Annotated in this window: 17 protein-coding genes and 1 tRNA gene; 5 read left to right on the forward strand and 13 right to left on the reverse strand. The window is 38.3% G+C overall.

The features are described 5' to 3' along the window. Window positions 1–31: 31 nt before the first annotated feature. Window positions 32–595 (reverse strand): DUF4256 domain-containing protein, encoded by a 564-nt coding sequence (locus B5X53_RS02915; RefSeq protein ID WP_079711749.1) that lies wholly within the window; start codon window positions 593–595, stop codon window positions 32–34. Between the two features lie 262 nt (window positions 596–857). Between B5X53_RS02915 and B5X53_RS02920 the strand changes: the two genes are divergently transcribed. The 3 genes from B5X53_RS02920 (at window position 858) to B5X53_RS02930 (ending at window position 3,183) form a co-directional block, all read left to right on the forward strand. Beyond that, complete coding sequence (locus tag B5X53_RS02920; protein WP_198550737.1) at window positions 858–2,036, forward strand: DUF6920 family protein; 1,179 nt, start codon at window positions 858–860, stop codon at window positions 2,034–2,036. 44 nt (window positions 2,037–2,080) lie between these two features. Next, the gene (locus B5X53_RS02925) at window positions 2,081–2,599 is read left to right on the forward strand and encodes a hypothetical protein (RefSeq protein WP_079711750.1); all 519 of its coding nucleotides are present in this window, start codon (window positions 2,081–2,083) and stop codon (window positions 2,597–2,599) included. A 92-nt stretch (window positions 2,600–2,691) separates the two neighbouring features. After that, window positions 2,692–3,183: a DUF2306 domain-containing protein gene (locus B5X53_RS02930; RefSeq protein WP_079711751.1), complete on the forward strand. Its 492-nt coding sequence runs from the start codon at window positions 2,692–2,694 to the stop codon at window positions 3,181–3,183. Between the two features lie 94 nt (window positions 3,184–3,277). Here the strand turns inward: B5X53_RS02930 and B5X53_RS02935 are convergent, their stop codons facing one another. The 4 genes from B5X53_RS02935 to B5X53_RS02950 all read right to left on the reverse strand — a co-directional run bounded on the left by B5X53_RS02935 (window position 3,278) and on the right by B5X53_RS02950 (window position 7,453). After that, the gene (locus B5X53_RS02935; protein ID WP_079711752.1) at window positions 3,278–4,282 is read right to left on the reverse strand and encodes a potassium channel family protein; all 1,005 of its coding nucleotides are present in this window, start codon (window positions 4,280–4,282) and stop codon (window positions 3,278–3,280) included. Between the two features lie 123 nt (window positions 4,283–4,405). Continuing rightward, complete coding sequence (locus B5X53_RS02940) at window positions 4,406–4,858, reverse strand: DUF1801 domain-containing protein (protein ID WP_079711753.1); 453 nt, start codon at window positions 4,856–4,858, stop codon at window positions 4,406–4,408. A gap of 106 nt (window positions 4,859–4,964) precedes the next feature. Continuing rightward, window positions 4,965–5,810: a universal stress protein gene (locus B5X53_RS02945; protein ID WP_079711754.1), complete on the reverse strand. Its 846-nt coding sequence runs from the start codon at window positions 5,808–5,810 to the stop codon at window positions 4,965–4,967. Window positions 5,811–6,061: 251 nt separating this feature from the next. Continuing rightward, entirely contained in the window at window positions 6,062–7,453 is a 1,392-nt protein-coding gene (locus tag B5X53_RS02950; RefSeq protein WP_079711755.1) for a dipeptidase, read from the reverse strand. Window positions 7,454–7,666: 213 nt separating this feature from the next. On the opposite strand from B5X53_RS02950, the gene B5X53_RS02955 reads away from it, so the two are divergent. Together B5X53_RS02955 and B5X53_RS02965 are read left to right on the forward strand one after the other, a co-directional pair. Next, a tRNA-Leu gene (locus tag B5X53_RS02955) sits at window positions 7,667–7,748 on the forward strand. Window positions 7,749–8,084: 336 nt separating this feature from the next. Then, entirely contained in the window at window positions 8,085–8,603 is a 519-nt protein-coding gene (locus tag B5X53_RS02965; RefSeq protein ID WP_079711757.1) for a hypothetical protein, read from the forward strand. A gap of 242 nt (window positions 8,604–8,845) precedes the next feature. On the opposite strand, the gene B5X53_RS02970 is transcribed toward B5X53_RS02965, so the two are convergent. The 8 genes from B5X53_RS02970 to B5X53_RS03005 all read right to left on the reverse strand — a co-directional run bounded on the left by B5X53_RS02970 (window position 8,846) and on the right by B5X53_RS03005 (window position 14,955). Beyond that, window positions 8,846–9,223 (reverse strand): type IV toxin-antitoxin system AbiEi family antitoxin, encoded by a 378-nt coding sequence (locus B5X53_RS02970; RefSeq protein ID WP_101023048.1) that lies wholly within the window; start codon window positions 9,221–9,223, stop codon window positions 8,846–8,848. A gap of 236 nt (window positions 9,224–9,459) precedes the next feature. Then, a complete protein-coding gene (locus B5X53_RS02975) occupies window positions 9,460–9,708 on the reverse strand; it encodes a hypothetical protein (protein ID WP_079711759.1) in 249 nt (82 codons plus the stop codon). Next, on the reverse strand, window positions 9,662–9,976 hold the full coding sequence (locus tag B5X53_RS02980; RefSeq protein ID WP_079711760.1) for a rhodanese-like domain-containing protein: 315 nt from the start codon (window positions 9,974–9,976) through the stop codon (window positions 9,662–9,664). The genes B5X53_RS02975 and B5X53_RS02980 overlap by 47 nt, the downstream gene beginning before the upstream one ends. Beyond that, window positions 9,966–10,262 (reverse strand): rhodanese-like domain-containing protein, encoded by a 297-nt coding sequence (locus B5X53_RS02985; protein ID WP_079711761.1) that lies wholly within the window; start codon window positions 10,260–10,262, stop codon window positions 9,966–9,968. Before B5X53_RS02985 ends, B5X53_RS02980 begins: the two co-directional genes overlap by 11 nt. Before the next feature lie 270 nt (window positions 10,263–10,532). Next, window positions 10,533–10,922 carry a DUF302 domain-containing protein gene (locus B5X53_RS02990; RefSeq protein WP_079711762.1) on the reverse strand — a complete coding sequence of 130 codons (390 nt, stop codon included), beginning with the start codon at window positions 10,920–10,922 and terminating at the stop codon, window positions 10,533–10,535. A gap of 122 nt (window positions 10,923–11,044) precedes the next feature. Beyond that, entirely contained in the window at window positions 11,045–11,254 is a 210-nt protein-coding gene (locus B5X53_RS02995) for a YgaP family membrane protein (RefSeq protein WP_079711763.1), read from the reverse strand. 17 nt (window positions 11,255–11,271) lie between these two features. Beyond that, on the reverse strand, window positions 11,272–11,577 hold the full coding sequence (locus B5X53_RS03000; RefSeq protein WP_079711764.1) for a hypothetical protein: 306 nt from the start codon (window positions 11,575–11,577) through the stop codon (window positions 11,272–11,274). A gap of 123 nt (window positions 11,578–11,700) precedes the next feature. Continuing rightward, the gene (locus B5X53_RS03005) at window positions 11,701–14,955 is read right to left on the reverse strand and encodes an efflux RND transporter permease subunit (protein WP_079711765.1); all 3,255 of its coding nucleotides are present in this window, start codon (window positions 14,953–14,955) and stop codon (window positions 11,701–11,703) included. Between the last annotated feature and the right edge of the window lie 25 nt (window positions 14,956–14,980).

The raw sequence follows: 14,980 nt of genomic DNA on the forward strand, positions 1-14,980 counted from the left end.
TGAAATAAGTTAGGATGACTGTTTAAAAAACCTAAACCTTTAAAAACCCTCTAAAACCCCGCGCGCCGTAGTACGATTCGGCGCCGTTGTGGTAGATAAAAACTCTGCCAAATCTAAAATCTCCAAAAATAGCTCCACCGAGTTCCCTGATTTCTTCTGGGGTTTTGAGCCAACTGGATGTTTTAGTGTCAAATTCTCCTAATTGCTGTAATTCCCGGTACTGTTCTTCATCTAAAATTTCAATGCCTATTTCGGACGCCAAATCCAGGGCGTTGTTTCTTGGTTTAAATTTTTTTCTGGATTCCAGGGCTTCGCGATCGTAACATAAACTTCGCCTGCCTTTCGGACTTTCCTTCGAAAAATCACAAAAAGTGAACTCATTGGTTTTAGCGTCGTAGCTAAGCAAATTAGGCTCACCGCCGGTTTCTTTCATCTCGTTTAGAACCTGGAGTTTCTTAGGATTTGCCTTTAATTTTTCTTCAATTTCAGGCCATTCCACTTGCTTAAAATAAGTTTTATGCTGCTCAAAACGGGTTTTTAGCATTTGAATAATTTCTTCTTCCCGGTCTTTTGAAAGGGATTTTTTCCTACTCATCTCCAATAAATTTTTTCAGCATTAATTTAATAATTATTTGTTTTAAGTAATAAACTTTTCTTGGCTAAAAGATTTTTCCAGGGAATTTTTACAATATTTAATCTTCTTCCTATATTGTTAAAAATCTAACATAGATAGATTAATTAAACAACACCTATCCAAACGGCCATCCCTACAGGCTGATTGTTTTATCAAGAACTAATATTCCTGATTTTTTTTTGGAATAACTTTATTTTACCGCTGACTATAAATAGAAATAATAATGCGAATAGCTTTAATCATATTGATTGGAATACATGGAATCATCCATTTATTCGGATTTTTTAAGGGATTTGGCATAGCTGAATTTAGTGCGATTTCCCAACCAATTTCAAAAACCTATGGAATATTTTGGTTCTTAACATTTCTGCTTTTTGCACTTACCGTTATTTTAGTTTTGGTTCATTCTAATTATTGGTGGGTAAGCGGTTTTTTGGCGGTGCTTTTGTCCCAGGTTTTGATCTTCAACTATTGGTCTGACGCAAGGTATGGGACTATAGTAAACCTGATTATATTATTAGCGGCAATGATTGCATTTTCAAATTTCAACTTTAAGAATCTAATCAAAGGAGAAAGAATAGCGCTGTTTGAAAATTCGCAACTTAAAACCCGGGAAATTGTTACCGAGGAGGCATTGCAGGATTTACCGCAAATTGCTCAAAAATGGTTGACTAATAGCGGAATGATAGGTAAACCATTAATTTCTAATGTTCATTTAGTTCAGGAGCTGCAACTCAAACTGAAACCCGAACAAACAAGCTGGAATAATGGTACGGCAGAACAATACTTTACCATTCAGCCGCCAGCGTTCAATTGGAATATTAATACTAAAATGAACTCCATGTTGAGCGTAGTAGGTAGAGACAAATTTGAAGATGGCAAAGGCGAAATGACAATAAAACTTCTTTCACTTATTCCGGTTGTAAATGCAAAAAATGACGAAAAGGTAGACCAGGCAACTTTGGAACGATATTTGGCTGAAATCGTTTGGTTTCCCTCAGCTGCTTTGAGTCCGTATATAGAATGGGAGCCTATAAACGAGTATTCGGCCAGGGCAACAATGGAATATAAAGGAACAAAGGGTTCAGGAGAATTTCATTTTGAAGAACAAGGGGTTTTTAAAAAGTTTGTAGCGATGCGTTATCAGAATGCAAATGATACCAAACCTACCAAATGGACTGTGACTGCGACCAAAACCGAAGAAATGAATGGAATAAAAATACCTGTGGAATGCGAAGCAAGCTGGGAATTGGAGAGTGGTCCATGGACCTGGTTAAAATTGAAAATAAAGGAGATTCAGTACAACGTAAAAGAAATGCCGGTGGCTACCAATGGTAATAAGCAATCGGGGCTAGGTTCCGAAGATGATACTAATAAGATAGGCATTCAAACAAATGATTAAAATCCTCACATCACTAATAACAACAAAAACTCAACTGAAAAACTATGATTTGGTTTAACCTCAAAAAACTGGAACGACTACTAATTCAAAATAAGATCACCGAAGCAATTTCTTATCAATATTTACTGGTTTTACTGGTGCTGCTCACTTTAAGCTCTAATGTTCCGGTAAAATATTTTTCGCATACCGGCTGGGAAATTTCTTATATTATTTTAGATTTATTGATAACCATCGTGGGTACCTATTTGTTATTTAAGGTAAATTCAAATGGAGATAACCGCGACTTCCTAAAACGCTATTTTTCGCTCGCCTTTGTGAATGCTCTTCGCCTGATAATATTCTACCTGGTTTTGAGGCTGATTTTTAAAATAATTATGTTTGTAATTCCGCTGGATCTCTGGTATACTATCAATGATTTTCTGGGTGAAGATGCCGGAGAATTTTTCTTCGATATTATTTTCTCTTTAATCTTTTACTGGTTGTTAATGAGTTCTTTTAAAAGAGTAAATTCAGGCAGGAGTGAGGAAAAAGTTGCAGTGCAAAGTGATGTAAAAAAGGCTTAATCTTTACAATTCATCGGTATTTTTCTACGTTTCAGAATTATAAAATGGCATTTCTAAATTTTCTGCTTCAGTTTTGTATCAAAACCTGAAAAATGCCACACGATATTATCGGATGGATTCATACTATTGCCGCTATAATTGCTTTAATCACAGGAAGTATGATTTTAGCAAAAGCTAAAGGAACTTTTCAGCATAAAATTACTGGAAGGATTTATGGAGTTTCTATGCTTATTGTTTGCATCACCGCATTTATGATCTACCGGGTTCATCACACGTTTGGGGTTCTTCATGTTTTTGCGGTGGTTAGTACAATAACGCTGGTTTTAGGAATGCTTCCTATGTATTTAAAGGTTTATAAAAAACCAAGGATAGTACACTTATCTTGGATGTACTGGTCGGTTATTGGGCTTTACTGCGCTTTTGCTGCTGAGATTTTTACTCGCCTACCGCTTATCTTTGACCTGCCCAATACCTATGGATTTTTCTATATGTTAGTCGGATTATCGGCCGGTGCAGTAGGAATGATCGGCAGTTACTTTTTTAAACGGAAGCAAAAGGTGTGGGAAACGCGGTTTGGTACGTAGTCTAATCGGCGGCGCAAACAAAGCTACTTTGCGTCATCGCGAACGCTCGACTGACGGCTCAGACACCAACGACAAACAACAAATTAAAAAATCATCATTTCTCTTCCACCACGTCTTCCCACTCCCAGCCGTCTTTTTTAATATAACCAAGCAATTTACCGCGGCGTTTATTGAAATCTTCATCTTTGGGAATTCCGGGATCTTCTTCAAAATTCGCCTTTAATTCATCGGGAAGATCATTAAAATAATCAAAAACCGGCGGATCGTCTGCCAGCGACGTATAACTTTCATGAAGCCTTACCGCCAGATTATCCATAGCCCCGCGCAAAACGCGCCAGGTAAATGCATTAGCCGATTTATCTAAATGATAAGCTTCCTGGATATTTAAAGCTTCATCTAATATAGCGAGGTTCAACCTTATATTATGAGATCTTTTATGAGTATGAAAGTAATGCAGAATAGGATAGGCAAGGTGATGCTCCCCGTGTTTTAAAAGCATAGTTTCCAAATTCTGTAAGCGGGAATAGAGCGGCGAAAAATCTTCTCCGTTAAAACCTTTATTGATAATTTCTTTAGGAGATCTTCCTAGTTGATAGATATAAACAGCGAGTGTTCTTTTATCTACAACAGCCTGAAGCACGGGCAGTAAATAGGAAATTCCCAGACTTATAAAGATCATACTGTTCATCCCCATAATATTAGAAATAATACGCCAAAAGTCTGAGCCCGCCCTAAGATCGCCGTTTCCCAGGGAGGTGAGGGTGTAACCAACGTAATAAATGTTTCCGATAAAATTGGCATTTTCACCGGTACTGGTTTCTACAACCGAATTAGGGTCTGAAAGGTAAATTAAACTGTAACCCACCCAAATTAAAAAGATCCACATGGCAACCAGGGCCATTAAAATTGTACCTCCGGCAAAATTGAGAATAGGGGCTTTTCCCTTGCCACGGGCAATTTTAAAATATACCCACCATATTTTTCTGGCAGTGAAGGAAGACAGCCTTCCGCCACCGTTTATGTAAAGAATAGTTTTAAAAATATCTATGAGCGCAATTACAAGAATAAATATCCCTAGAGGAATTAACAGATAACTCATCTTTAATGGTTGGTTGTGGTTTGAAACTCAAATTAGGAAGTATTGCTGAAAATCAGTGTTTAAGGAAACTTAATTCTTTGTGAAATGATGCAAAGGGAATAATTTATTATCCCTATTTCTGAATTATCGTTGTGTACATTCGTATAAATCAACCCACTCCTGCACGCTCATTTTTGAAACCAATTCTCCAATTAATTGAAAAGGAATTTTTTCAGAATTTTTAAACCTGATACAACTTTTCCCCATATCCAGTTTATTAAGGGGTAATTTGGCATATTCCTCTTTGAACCATTGCAATAATTCAGGATCGGCATATAAACCCATATGATAAAGCGCGATAAAATTCTTTTGCATCGCGATATTTATAAAAGGTAGGGGTAGTTTTGGGTTGGCGTGGTATCCAGCGGGATAAATTGTGTGAGGGATCACATAACCAATCATTCCGTAGTTTAGAGTTTCGGTAAACCCTTCGGGAATATTTTTAAGAATAACATTTCGAAGTTCAATTATAGCCGGTTTTTTATCTTCCGGAACCTTAGCTATATATTCTTCAACAGTGGCAGCTTCAATTTTCATCTTAAAAATTTTAGTCGATAATCGAGATTTAAATGCTACGGGGATAGCTTCGAAATCAGCTTGTATTTTTCAATATTGCTTCGTGGACTGACCCCGAAGTAGTTTATTATTCCAGTTCTTTTAAAATCAATACAGGTACCTTCGGATTAAAATCGATTTCTTCCTTAAACCGCTGCGAAAAGAGTTTACTGAAAAAACCCTGTTTACGTTTATAAAGCGCCAGGAAATTACTGTCCCTACTTTCAATAAATAAATGAATCCCTGTAGTTTCTGTAGTCTGCGTGAGTTTATGAAAACTGAAATCTACATCTGAAAAATAAGTTTTTAGCGCCTCCTTGTTTTGTTCCTGTTCTTTGCTAAGTGGCCTGCCATCGCTATCAATATATAAGATCCTAATGCTTGCTTTTAAATTTCGGGCCATATCTATAAGCGCCGCCACTTCTTTATTTTTAAAGGGAAACTTATAATTAGTAGGAAACACAATTTCCCGTTTGGAAGCCGGTAATTCCTGCATTTTCTCTGGAAGAATTAAAAAAGGACAGTCCTGGACTTTTTCGGTCACCTCAGAAATTTCGTTTTCAAATGCTGCGTTTATCGAAACATTTTCGCCTCGGGAAACCATTAAAATCAGGTCTATATTATGCGTGTTTACAGCTTCCTGTAGTGCTTCAACCAGATCCTTATTTCGGGAAATAGTTTCAAACTTATGCTTCTGATTTTCTTTTCTGAAATTTAAACCCTGTAGAATTTTCTGCAGGCCATTTTCAGATTCAGCCTTCGCTGCTTCCAGTTCAGCGCTGTGATTCCGCTTTAATGAAATTCTTACAGGAACTTCGTAAGCATTCAGAATATAAAAAGTACAGGGAATATTTTTGTAAAGATTCAAGGCATACACCAGGGTATTCCAGGCATGTTTCGTGAAATTAGTAGGAATAAGAATTTTCTTTTCCATAGAAGAAATTGAATTTAAAAGCAATCCCTGTAAATATACTAAAACTTACTTCCCGTTATTTCTATTTTTCTACGGAAAAAAGGTGTGTTGAAAATTGACGTCATCCTGAACTCATTTCAGGATCTAACATGTTTTTATCTAGAACCTAGATGCTGAAATAATCCCGAAGCTTCGGGACAGGATGACGTTTATTTTCAGACAACCTCACATGAATGATTTTACTCATTAAAAAAGTAAATCCTCAAATCAATCTACTCCTGCTTCATTTCGGTGAAATATTTATAAAACCATGGAATGGTTTCTATGCCTTTTAGGTAATTCCAGATACCAAAATGTTCGTTAGGGGAGTGGATGGCATCGGTATCAAAACCAAAGCCCATTAAAATAATTTTGCTTTTAAGTTCTTTTTCAAATAATGTCACAATAGGTATACTGCCCCCACTTCGCTGGGGAATTGGCGTTTTCCCGAAAGAAGCTTCATAAGCTTTGCTGGCTGCACGGTAGCCAATATTGTCTATTGGAGTCACATAAGCCTGGCCGCCGTGGTGAGGTTTCACTTCAACTTTAACCGCATCTGGGGCAATACTTTCAAAATGTTTTTTGAAGAGTTGGGTAATTTCTCTCCAATCCTGGTTAGGAACCAGTCGCATAGAAATTTTAGCATAAGCTTTACCCGGAAGCACCGTTTTAGCGCCTTCACCAATATAGCCGCCCCAAATTCCGTTGACATCTAAAGTTGGACGAATAGAGGCTCTCTCCAGCGTTGAAAATCCCGCTTCCCCGTAAACATCTTTAATATCGAGTTTCTTTTTATAAGCTTCTTCGCTATAAGGAGCTTCAGCCATTTTAGCGCGTTCTTCCTTGCTTAATTCTTCAACCTTATCGTAAAACCCGGGAATGGTTATATGGTTATTTTCATCGGTTAAAGAAGCGATCATTTTACTTAAAATGTTGATGGGGTTTGCCACAGCACCACCATAGAGACCTGAATGCAGGTCACGGTTTGGGCCGGTAACTTCAACTTCAATATAGGAGAGTCCGCGCAGGCCGGTAGTGATAGAAGGTGTGTCTTTGGCGATCATCCCCGTGTCGGAAATAAGGATCACATCATTGGCCAGTTTTTCTTTATTTTTTTCTATAAACCAACCCAGGTGTTCACTACCCACTTCTTCTTCACCTTCAATCATAAATTTCACGTTGCAGGGCAGCTCGTTGTTTTTGGTCATATATTCCAGCGCTTTTACGTGCATAAACATCTGACCTTTATCGTCACAGGCGCCACGCGCAAAAATTGCTCCTTCTGGATGAATTTCGGTTTCTTTAATCACGGGTTCAAAAGGAGGGGAGTTCCAAAGGTCTAAAGGGTCTGGCGGTTGTACATCGTAATGCCCGTATACCAAAACCGTGGGTAGGTTTTTGTCTGTTATTTTTTCGCCATACACCACCGGATGACCGGGAGTTTCACAAATTTCGGCAGCATCACAGCCTGCTTCCAGCAAATTTTTCTTTATTGCTTCAGCGGTTTGCAGCATGGAATCTTTGTAGTTAGAATCGGCGCTTATAGACGGAATTTTCAGTAAATCAATAAGTTCAGTTAAGAAACGATCTTTATTTTCTTCAACGTAAGATTTGATGTCTTTCATTCTTTGAAATTTTAATTCACTAAGTGAGATTTGAAATATTTCGATGCCTATCGAAAATTAAACAATTGTTGACTATGAATGCCTCGTAAGCTTGCTTCGAGATAGTTGATTAATTTATTATGATAAAGGTAAAAAAAATATTTCCAGACTATTTGTGAATTGAAACATTTATGTATATTTGCATCCGCTTACAACAAGCAAATATATTGAAATGCGGGCGTGGTGGAATTGGTAGACACGCTAGACTTAGGATCTAGTGCCTTACGGTGTGAGAGTTCGAGTCTCTCCGCCCGCACATAAGAAAGAGCTTAACAGACTGATAAATAGTTTGTTAGGCTTTTTTTTATGTTTTGTATTCCCCGAAAAAACACCCCATTTCATAAACCTATTAGATTATTAATCAATTTTAATCATTTCGAATTTTCATTTTCTCTAATTAAAAGCAATTTAAAAATTGACCCGGGGGCACCCATAATTCAATCAAAAAGAGAAGGGGAAAGCGGGATGGTACCTATTGAGTTTACTGCGATTAAAATTTTGGGTTAATTACTATTTATGGGTATAATCCAGTATTGAGAAATTTTATTAAAATTCATTATTTGAAAAAGTAAATTTTATAAAATTTAGGAAAATGCCTTTACCAGAAATTTGGTTTCCATTCAATAAAGATTCTGACGTAGACAATGTGGTACATTTCTTAGAAGAGCTTCCAGCAAATATCAAAAGTATTACTGATCCTGATAATTCAAACTTTTACGAAGTCTGTTTATATAAGGCAGAACTTGGTATTGACAGAATATTATATGAAGCGAGCCTTAAGGAAGCAACTGAAGAATTTTTAAGTAGTCTAGATGAATCTAAAGAAAACTGGTCAGAGCAAAATTTAAGAAGAATTGGTTTTTCTGGAGAAAGTTTAATATTAAAGGCGAAAATTCTTGATGGTTTATGGAAAAAAATGCGAGATTTAATGAAGGATGTTTGGAAGGAATATATTGACTTTACAAATGATACTGTAGTTAAATGGCTACGAGAGTTTTTAGCTTTCCTAAATTCCATCCTGGGAAGCTTAAAGACTTTAATTCCAGGGATTGATAGTATAAAGGAATCTAAAGAAATAATGGAAACCTTTATAAGTATCACAGAGAAATAGTTTTATTCTTCGACAGAAAATTAGTATGCCGAAGAATCCAAGACTTTATAAAACTATTTTGCCTTTTTTAGACAGTTGTTAGACTATAGTGTCTATATTTTTTTTTATCATTGGATAATTACAAATTAAAATTTACAATGATTTAAGAATTAACCTTTTCTGATTCAGATTTTAAACATCCTAATCATCATTTTCCAGAAGAAATAACTAATAACCCTAGAGTTCTTTATCACCCTTACGATTTAAAATATTTTTTCTGGCCAGTTGGAAACGGTAAAAAAGTCAAGTTTAACAGCTCCTTTGGAGACTGAAGGCAATGGGGATTTATCGTGAAGTATATACTCCTTTTGTATTTGTTGGTGGCTTGTACCAAAATACTTTGCAGCAGAATATAGGCCGAGGTAATAGTTTCTATTTTGAAAACCAAATAGTTTATCTAAATACAGCTCTATAGGTAGTTTGCCAGAATGAGAATATCTAGGCGGAATAATTAGATAAAACTTATGCCGTAATGAAACAACATCGCCATTACTCACAGCATAGTAGAGATCATTACGTATCAAGGATTCGGATTTATCAGACATCCCTTCAACTGGTTTTATAAATTTGCTTATACTCATCTTTAGTAAAAATTCTAGAAATACAGTGATTTTTGCCACATTTCTCGAATAATTACTAAAAAATATAATAAGGTTTTTTCTAATATAGGTTGTCTAAGAAAAATCATTTATTGAAAAATTATACTTTTTCGACAATACCTTTGGCGATGAACCTGCAGAATTTTATTTCTAATCCATAGTATTCAATTTGTAGCTGGTGAATTTTCAAATACTATATGGGGCTTTAATAATCAGGTCTATACATTACAATTTCCATCATCGCAATTTTTTTCTGGGCAAGCAAGTCCGAAAAGTCCCATAACAGCAGGCCAGGCGCCAAGAAGAATTCCAATCCATTCTCCTTCAAATGCACTTTGTACAATTACGAAAATTGCTATAAATAAATAGGCAGCTCTTATCCAGGTCCAACCTGTGGAATTCGTTCTAACATCAAAAGGATTATATTTTACTCTGTAGGGAAGCCCAACTTCCGCCGTTATACACATTGTTAAATCCGCTGGATTTTAATATACTCTTGGCTGAAGCACTTCGCATCCCGGAAGCGCAACAGGTAATAACCGGTTTATTTTTATCCTTTAGAATATTGGTGTTTGCATTTAGCGTTTGCAAAGGAATATTTTTCGAGCCTTTTATATGCCCACCGGCATATTCAGCCTTAGTTCTTACATCTATTATTATTCCGCCTTCTTTGATTAATTGACTATAATCGGGTGGAGGTTTTATGCCTAATAATTCTTTTAATTTATTTATCATATTCGGTTTCTTTTGAGGTTAAATAGTTAACGTCTAGCCAGGATCCTCCATTTACACAATCATATCCCTTATTGCCAAGATAGTTCGCGGCCTGCCCACTTCTATTTCCAGAGGCACAGCATAGAATTAATGGTGATTCTAATTCTTTTAATTCATCAAGCCTTAATGGAATTTCGTTTAATGGAATATTTATTGCCCTTGCAACACTTCCGCCCTGGAATTCTGGAACTGTTCTAACATCTACTATAGTTCCTTTATTATTTTTAATTAAATCTTCTGCCTTCATCCTGAAAAAATTTTATTTTAAAATTCGTTTTAATCTGTATTAAAGAATATACATTTAATAAGACAAAATTACCGTTTATCTCTGCCTGCTACAGTTACTTTTGTTACATAACCGATTAAAAAACAGGGTGGAAGAGAAAATCAATGATTCAGAAAATCTAAATGAAGCTTGCAGTGGAGATAGAAGATATAAGAAGCAAGAAGAGGGTATAAAAAAATTCAGGATGACGTAATTGCCATCCTGAAAATAATATTTCGAAATTTAACAAATCTAGGAAAGCCGCTCGATTACAGTTTTTAATTTAGAACGAACTTCTTGTGCAATGCTTCCAAGTTCGTCGTTTTCTATGGCAGTCATCGAAGCTACAGGATCTACCGCAGAAACTTCAGTTTTCCCATCTTCAGTTTCCTGTACAATCAGGTTGCACGGTAGCATGGTACCAATTTTACTTTCAGCCGAAATTGCCTGGTGCGCCATTTTTGGATTACAGGCTCCAAGAATTCTGTATTTTCTAAAATCTACATCAAGTTTCTTCTTGAAGGTTTCCTTTACATCAATTTCCGTTAGGATTCCAAAACCTTCTTCTTTTAATTCTTTGGTCACTTTATCTATTGCCTCGTCGAATGAATCGTCAAGGACTTTTGAAAAATAATAGCTCATAATATAAAATTTTATTGATTCCCTTAAAGTTAATTGTTTTCTATCGTGGGAGGAAAAAGGAAATATTAATCTTATGTGAATTTCCTGAGAACTTCCTTTTTATATTGATTTTCCCAAAAGTGTTAGCACTTCTGGTCGGGTCTGATTTCATCTGTCACTCCGAGCCTTTCCAGTATCTTATCCATAAGACACCAGTGGGTTAAGGAAGATTGAAGGAGGTTTGCCCCTACAAAAGCGGTAAACCACAACCAATTTATGTTTACATAGACGGCTAAAAGCAAGCTTACCAGGACAAATGTTCCTGCAATTCCACGTACAACTCTGTTTTTCATTTTAGATAAATTTTGGATTAGATATAATTTTCAATGTTGACCACTGCCACCCTTATGGGGTTATTGGTTTCCAGATTTTTATTGAATTCTGAAACCAGTTCGAACAGCAGGTCGATCTTTTCTTTTTCGGTGAAAGAGAAAAACATAAGAGATTCGTTTCCACCTTTTTCTCCGGGAAACCAGCTCATAGTGGCTATTACCGAATTCGAACTTTTATAGCCGTCTATTTCTGTGCGGCTAAAGGCTTCAATATTTGCCTTTTTAAAGATGTTGAGGATCTCTTTCTGAAATTCTGCAACACTTGTGACTATTAGTAGTTTCATAATCTAAGACTTTAAAGTTCAAAGTTTAATGTTCAAGGTTGTTGTTGAATTTGATTGCGTGCTACTCCTCTCCGCCTCCCTTTAGGGCAGGGCAAGGCGGAAAGCGCGACACACAACTCATAACTATTTCACTTCAACCGGTTCCTTTTCTTCTACAACCACCGGCTTTTCATCCCGGGCTTCATACTTCTTGCGCTCAATCATATAGTACACTAAGGGCACTACCAACAACGTAAGAATAGTCGAGACAATAGTTCCTCCCATAAGGGAGATCGCCAACCCTTGGAAGATCGGGTCGAAGAGGATCACAAATGCTCCTATTACAACCGTTCCCGCGGTTAAAAGAATCGGAGTGGTACGCACTGCACCGGCTTCTATCACGGCCTGTTTCAACGGTACTCCGTCCTCCAGTCGCAGGTTTACGAAGTCGATAAGCAACACCGAGTTCCTTACCATAATTCCTGCAAGGGCGATCATCCCTATAAAGGAGGTAGCGGTAAAGAAAGCTCCCATAATCCAGTGGCCCAGCACGATCCCAATTAAGGAAAGCGGAATGGCCACCATCATCACGATAGGTGCACGGTAGTTCTGGAACCATCCTACTATTAAGATGTAGATGATGAAGATCACCCCAAGAAATGCTATTCCCAGATCTCTGAATACCTCCAGAGTAATTTGCCATTCACCATCCCATTTTACTGTATAATCATCTTCCAGTTCGGGTTGTTGTATGTAGAGTTCATCAAGTTCATACCCCGCCGGAAGCTCGATTTCTTTCAGTTTATCTTCCATTCCGAGGATAGCATATACGGGGCTTTCTAGCTCCCCGGCCATATCGGCCATTACGTATACCACACGTTTTTGATTCTTTCTAAAAATACTGTTTTCCCTAACTTGTTCCTCGATCTGAACAAGATCGGCCACACTCACCATTTGTCCGGTTTGCGATACCATCTTGATCTGAGAAATATCTACAGGAGTAGATTTTTCCTGTTCTGCCAGGGCCAGAATGATCTCCACTCTTTGGGTAGCATCTTCATCATACAAATGTGCCACTGCTCTTTCTCCCAGTGCTGCATTCATCGTATGCACAATTTGCTGCGGAGCAATTCCATAGCGCATTGCCTTCTCCTTGTCGATCTCGAAATGGTATTCAATCTGGTCTGCCTCTACCATCCAGTCTACATCCACCACATCGGGAGTTTTTCTAAGGATTCCTTGAATTTTATCAGCGATCTCCATCTGCTTGTCGTAGTCGGGTCCGTAGACTTCCGCAACGATCGTAGACATTACAGGAGGTCCCGGAGGAACTTCCACGATCTTCACATTCGCATCAAATTTTGTCGCGATTTTCTGAATATCCGGCCTTAGCAATTTTGCAATGTCATGGCTTTGCTCACTTCTTTCGCTCTTGTCTTTCAGGTTTACCTGGATATCTGCAGTGTTGCTTGCTCCTCGCAGATCATAATGCCTTACGAGTCCGTTGAAGGTTATTGGAGCCGATGTTCCCGCATAACTCTGATAATTCACCACTTCCGGTCTTTTAGACAGGTATTGACTTATTTCTCTTGAGACCGTTGCTGTTCTTTCCAAAGTTGTGCCCTCTGGCATATCAATCACCACCTGGAATTCGTTTTTGTTGTCAAAGGGCAGCATTTTCACGGCAACCGATTTGGTAAAGAACAAGGCAACCGAGCCCAGCAACAACAGCATAGTCGTACCCAGGAAGATCCAACGGGTCCTTTTGTTGTCAATAAGCGGTCTTTCAAGTTTATTGTAGATCTTATAGATTCTGGTGTCTTCGATCTGTTCTGTGGATTCTTCCTCTACAGTCTCCTTACCTTTGCTTTTTTCTCTCAAAAAGATAAGGCCTAGGTAAGGTGTTATTGTTAACGCCACGAACAGAGACAGGATCATTGCAATGGAAGCTCCAATAGGCATCGGGCTCATATAAGGTCCCATCAATCCGCTCACAAAAGCCATTGGCAATACCGAAGCAATTACCGTAAAGGTTGCAAGGATAGTCGGGTTTCCTACTTCGTTGATGGCATAAAGAGCAGCCTGCTTGAAGGGCAGCCGTTTCATCTTGAAATGCCGGTGCATATTTTCGGCTATGATAATAGAATCATCAACCACAATCCCTGTTACGAATACCAGAGCAAAAAGGGTAATTCTGTTAAGCGTGTAATCCAATAAATAGTAACTGAGCAGCGTAAGCGCAAAGGTCACGGGGACCGAAAGGAAAACCACCAATCCGCCACGCCAGCCCATTGCCAGCATCACCACCAGGGTAACCGCTATTATGGCACCGATCAAATGCAGTAGTAGTTCGGAAACTTTGTGAGAAGCTGTTTCCCCATAGTTTCGGGTAACTTCCACGTGAACATCATCGGGAATAAGATTTGTCTTCAGATGTTCTACTTTGTCGAGGATCACATCGGCTATTTTCATAGCATCTGCACCTTTGATCTTAGCCACCGAAATGGTCACCGCAGGATATTCTGAAGAAAAATCACTTCCGACTGCAGAGCCTTTTCCGTAGCCAAAAGAGACATATTCCTTTGGTAATTCAGGTCCTTCGATCACTTCAGCAATCTGGTACAGATAGACCGGCTGTTGCTGCTGAGATCCAATAATAAGGTTCTCCACATCTTCAGCAGACTCCAGGAAACTTCCGGTGTTTACGAAGAATTCAGTGTCATTCTGATTAAAACTTCCGGAGGAAAGTTGCTGATTGCTGGCCTGGATCATTTTAGAAACACCAAGGAAATCCACTCCGCTGGCAGCCATTTTTTCCTTATCAAGCACCACGCGCACCTGCCTGCTACGGCCACCGATTTTGTTGGTAATGGAAACATCGGGCACCTTTTCGATCTCGTGCGTAAGTTCATTGGCAATTTGCCTAAGCTGGTAATCATCATAAGTTTCACTCCATAGCGTGAGGCCCAGCACGGGAACATCGTCAATGGCACGGGTCTTTACCAGCGGCATCGTCGAGCCCTGGGGCATCTGGTCCATATGCTTCATAAGTTCATTATAGAGCTTCACATAGGAGCGTTCGATATCTTCACCCACCAGGAACTGTACGGTCACCATTCCCTTTTCCTTCATTGAAGTGGAATAGATATATTCTACCCCGGGAATATTGGAAACCATTTTCTCAAGCGGTCGTATCACCCTCGATTCAAGTTCTGTTGGGCTCGCACCAGGGTAACCAACAAAGATGTCGGCCATTGGTACGTCTATCTGGGGTTCTTCTTCCCTTGGGATCAAAAATGAACTGTAGACTCCAATGACCATAAACACGATCATTAGAAGTACCGTAAGTTTCGAATCCATGAAGCCTTTGGCAATTTTGCCTGCTAATCCTTCTCTCATTTCGTAGTAGTTTTATTGCTGAAGG

The sequence above is a fragment of the Salegentibacter salinarum genome (genome assembly GCF_900168115.1).
GTDB lineage: Bacteria > Bacteroidota > Bacteroidia > Flavobacteriales > Flavobacteriaceae > Salegentibacter > Salegentibacter salinarum.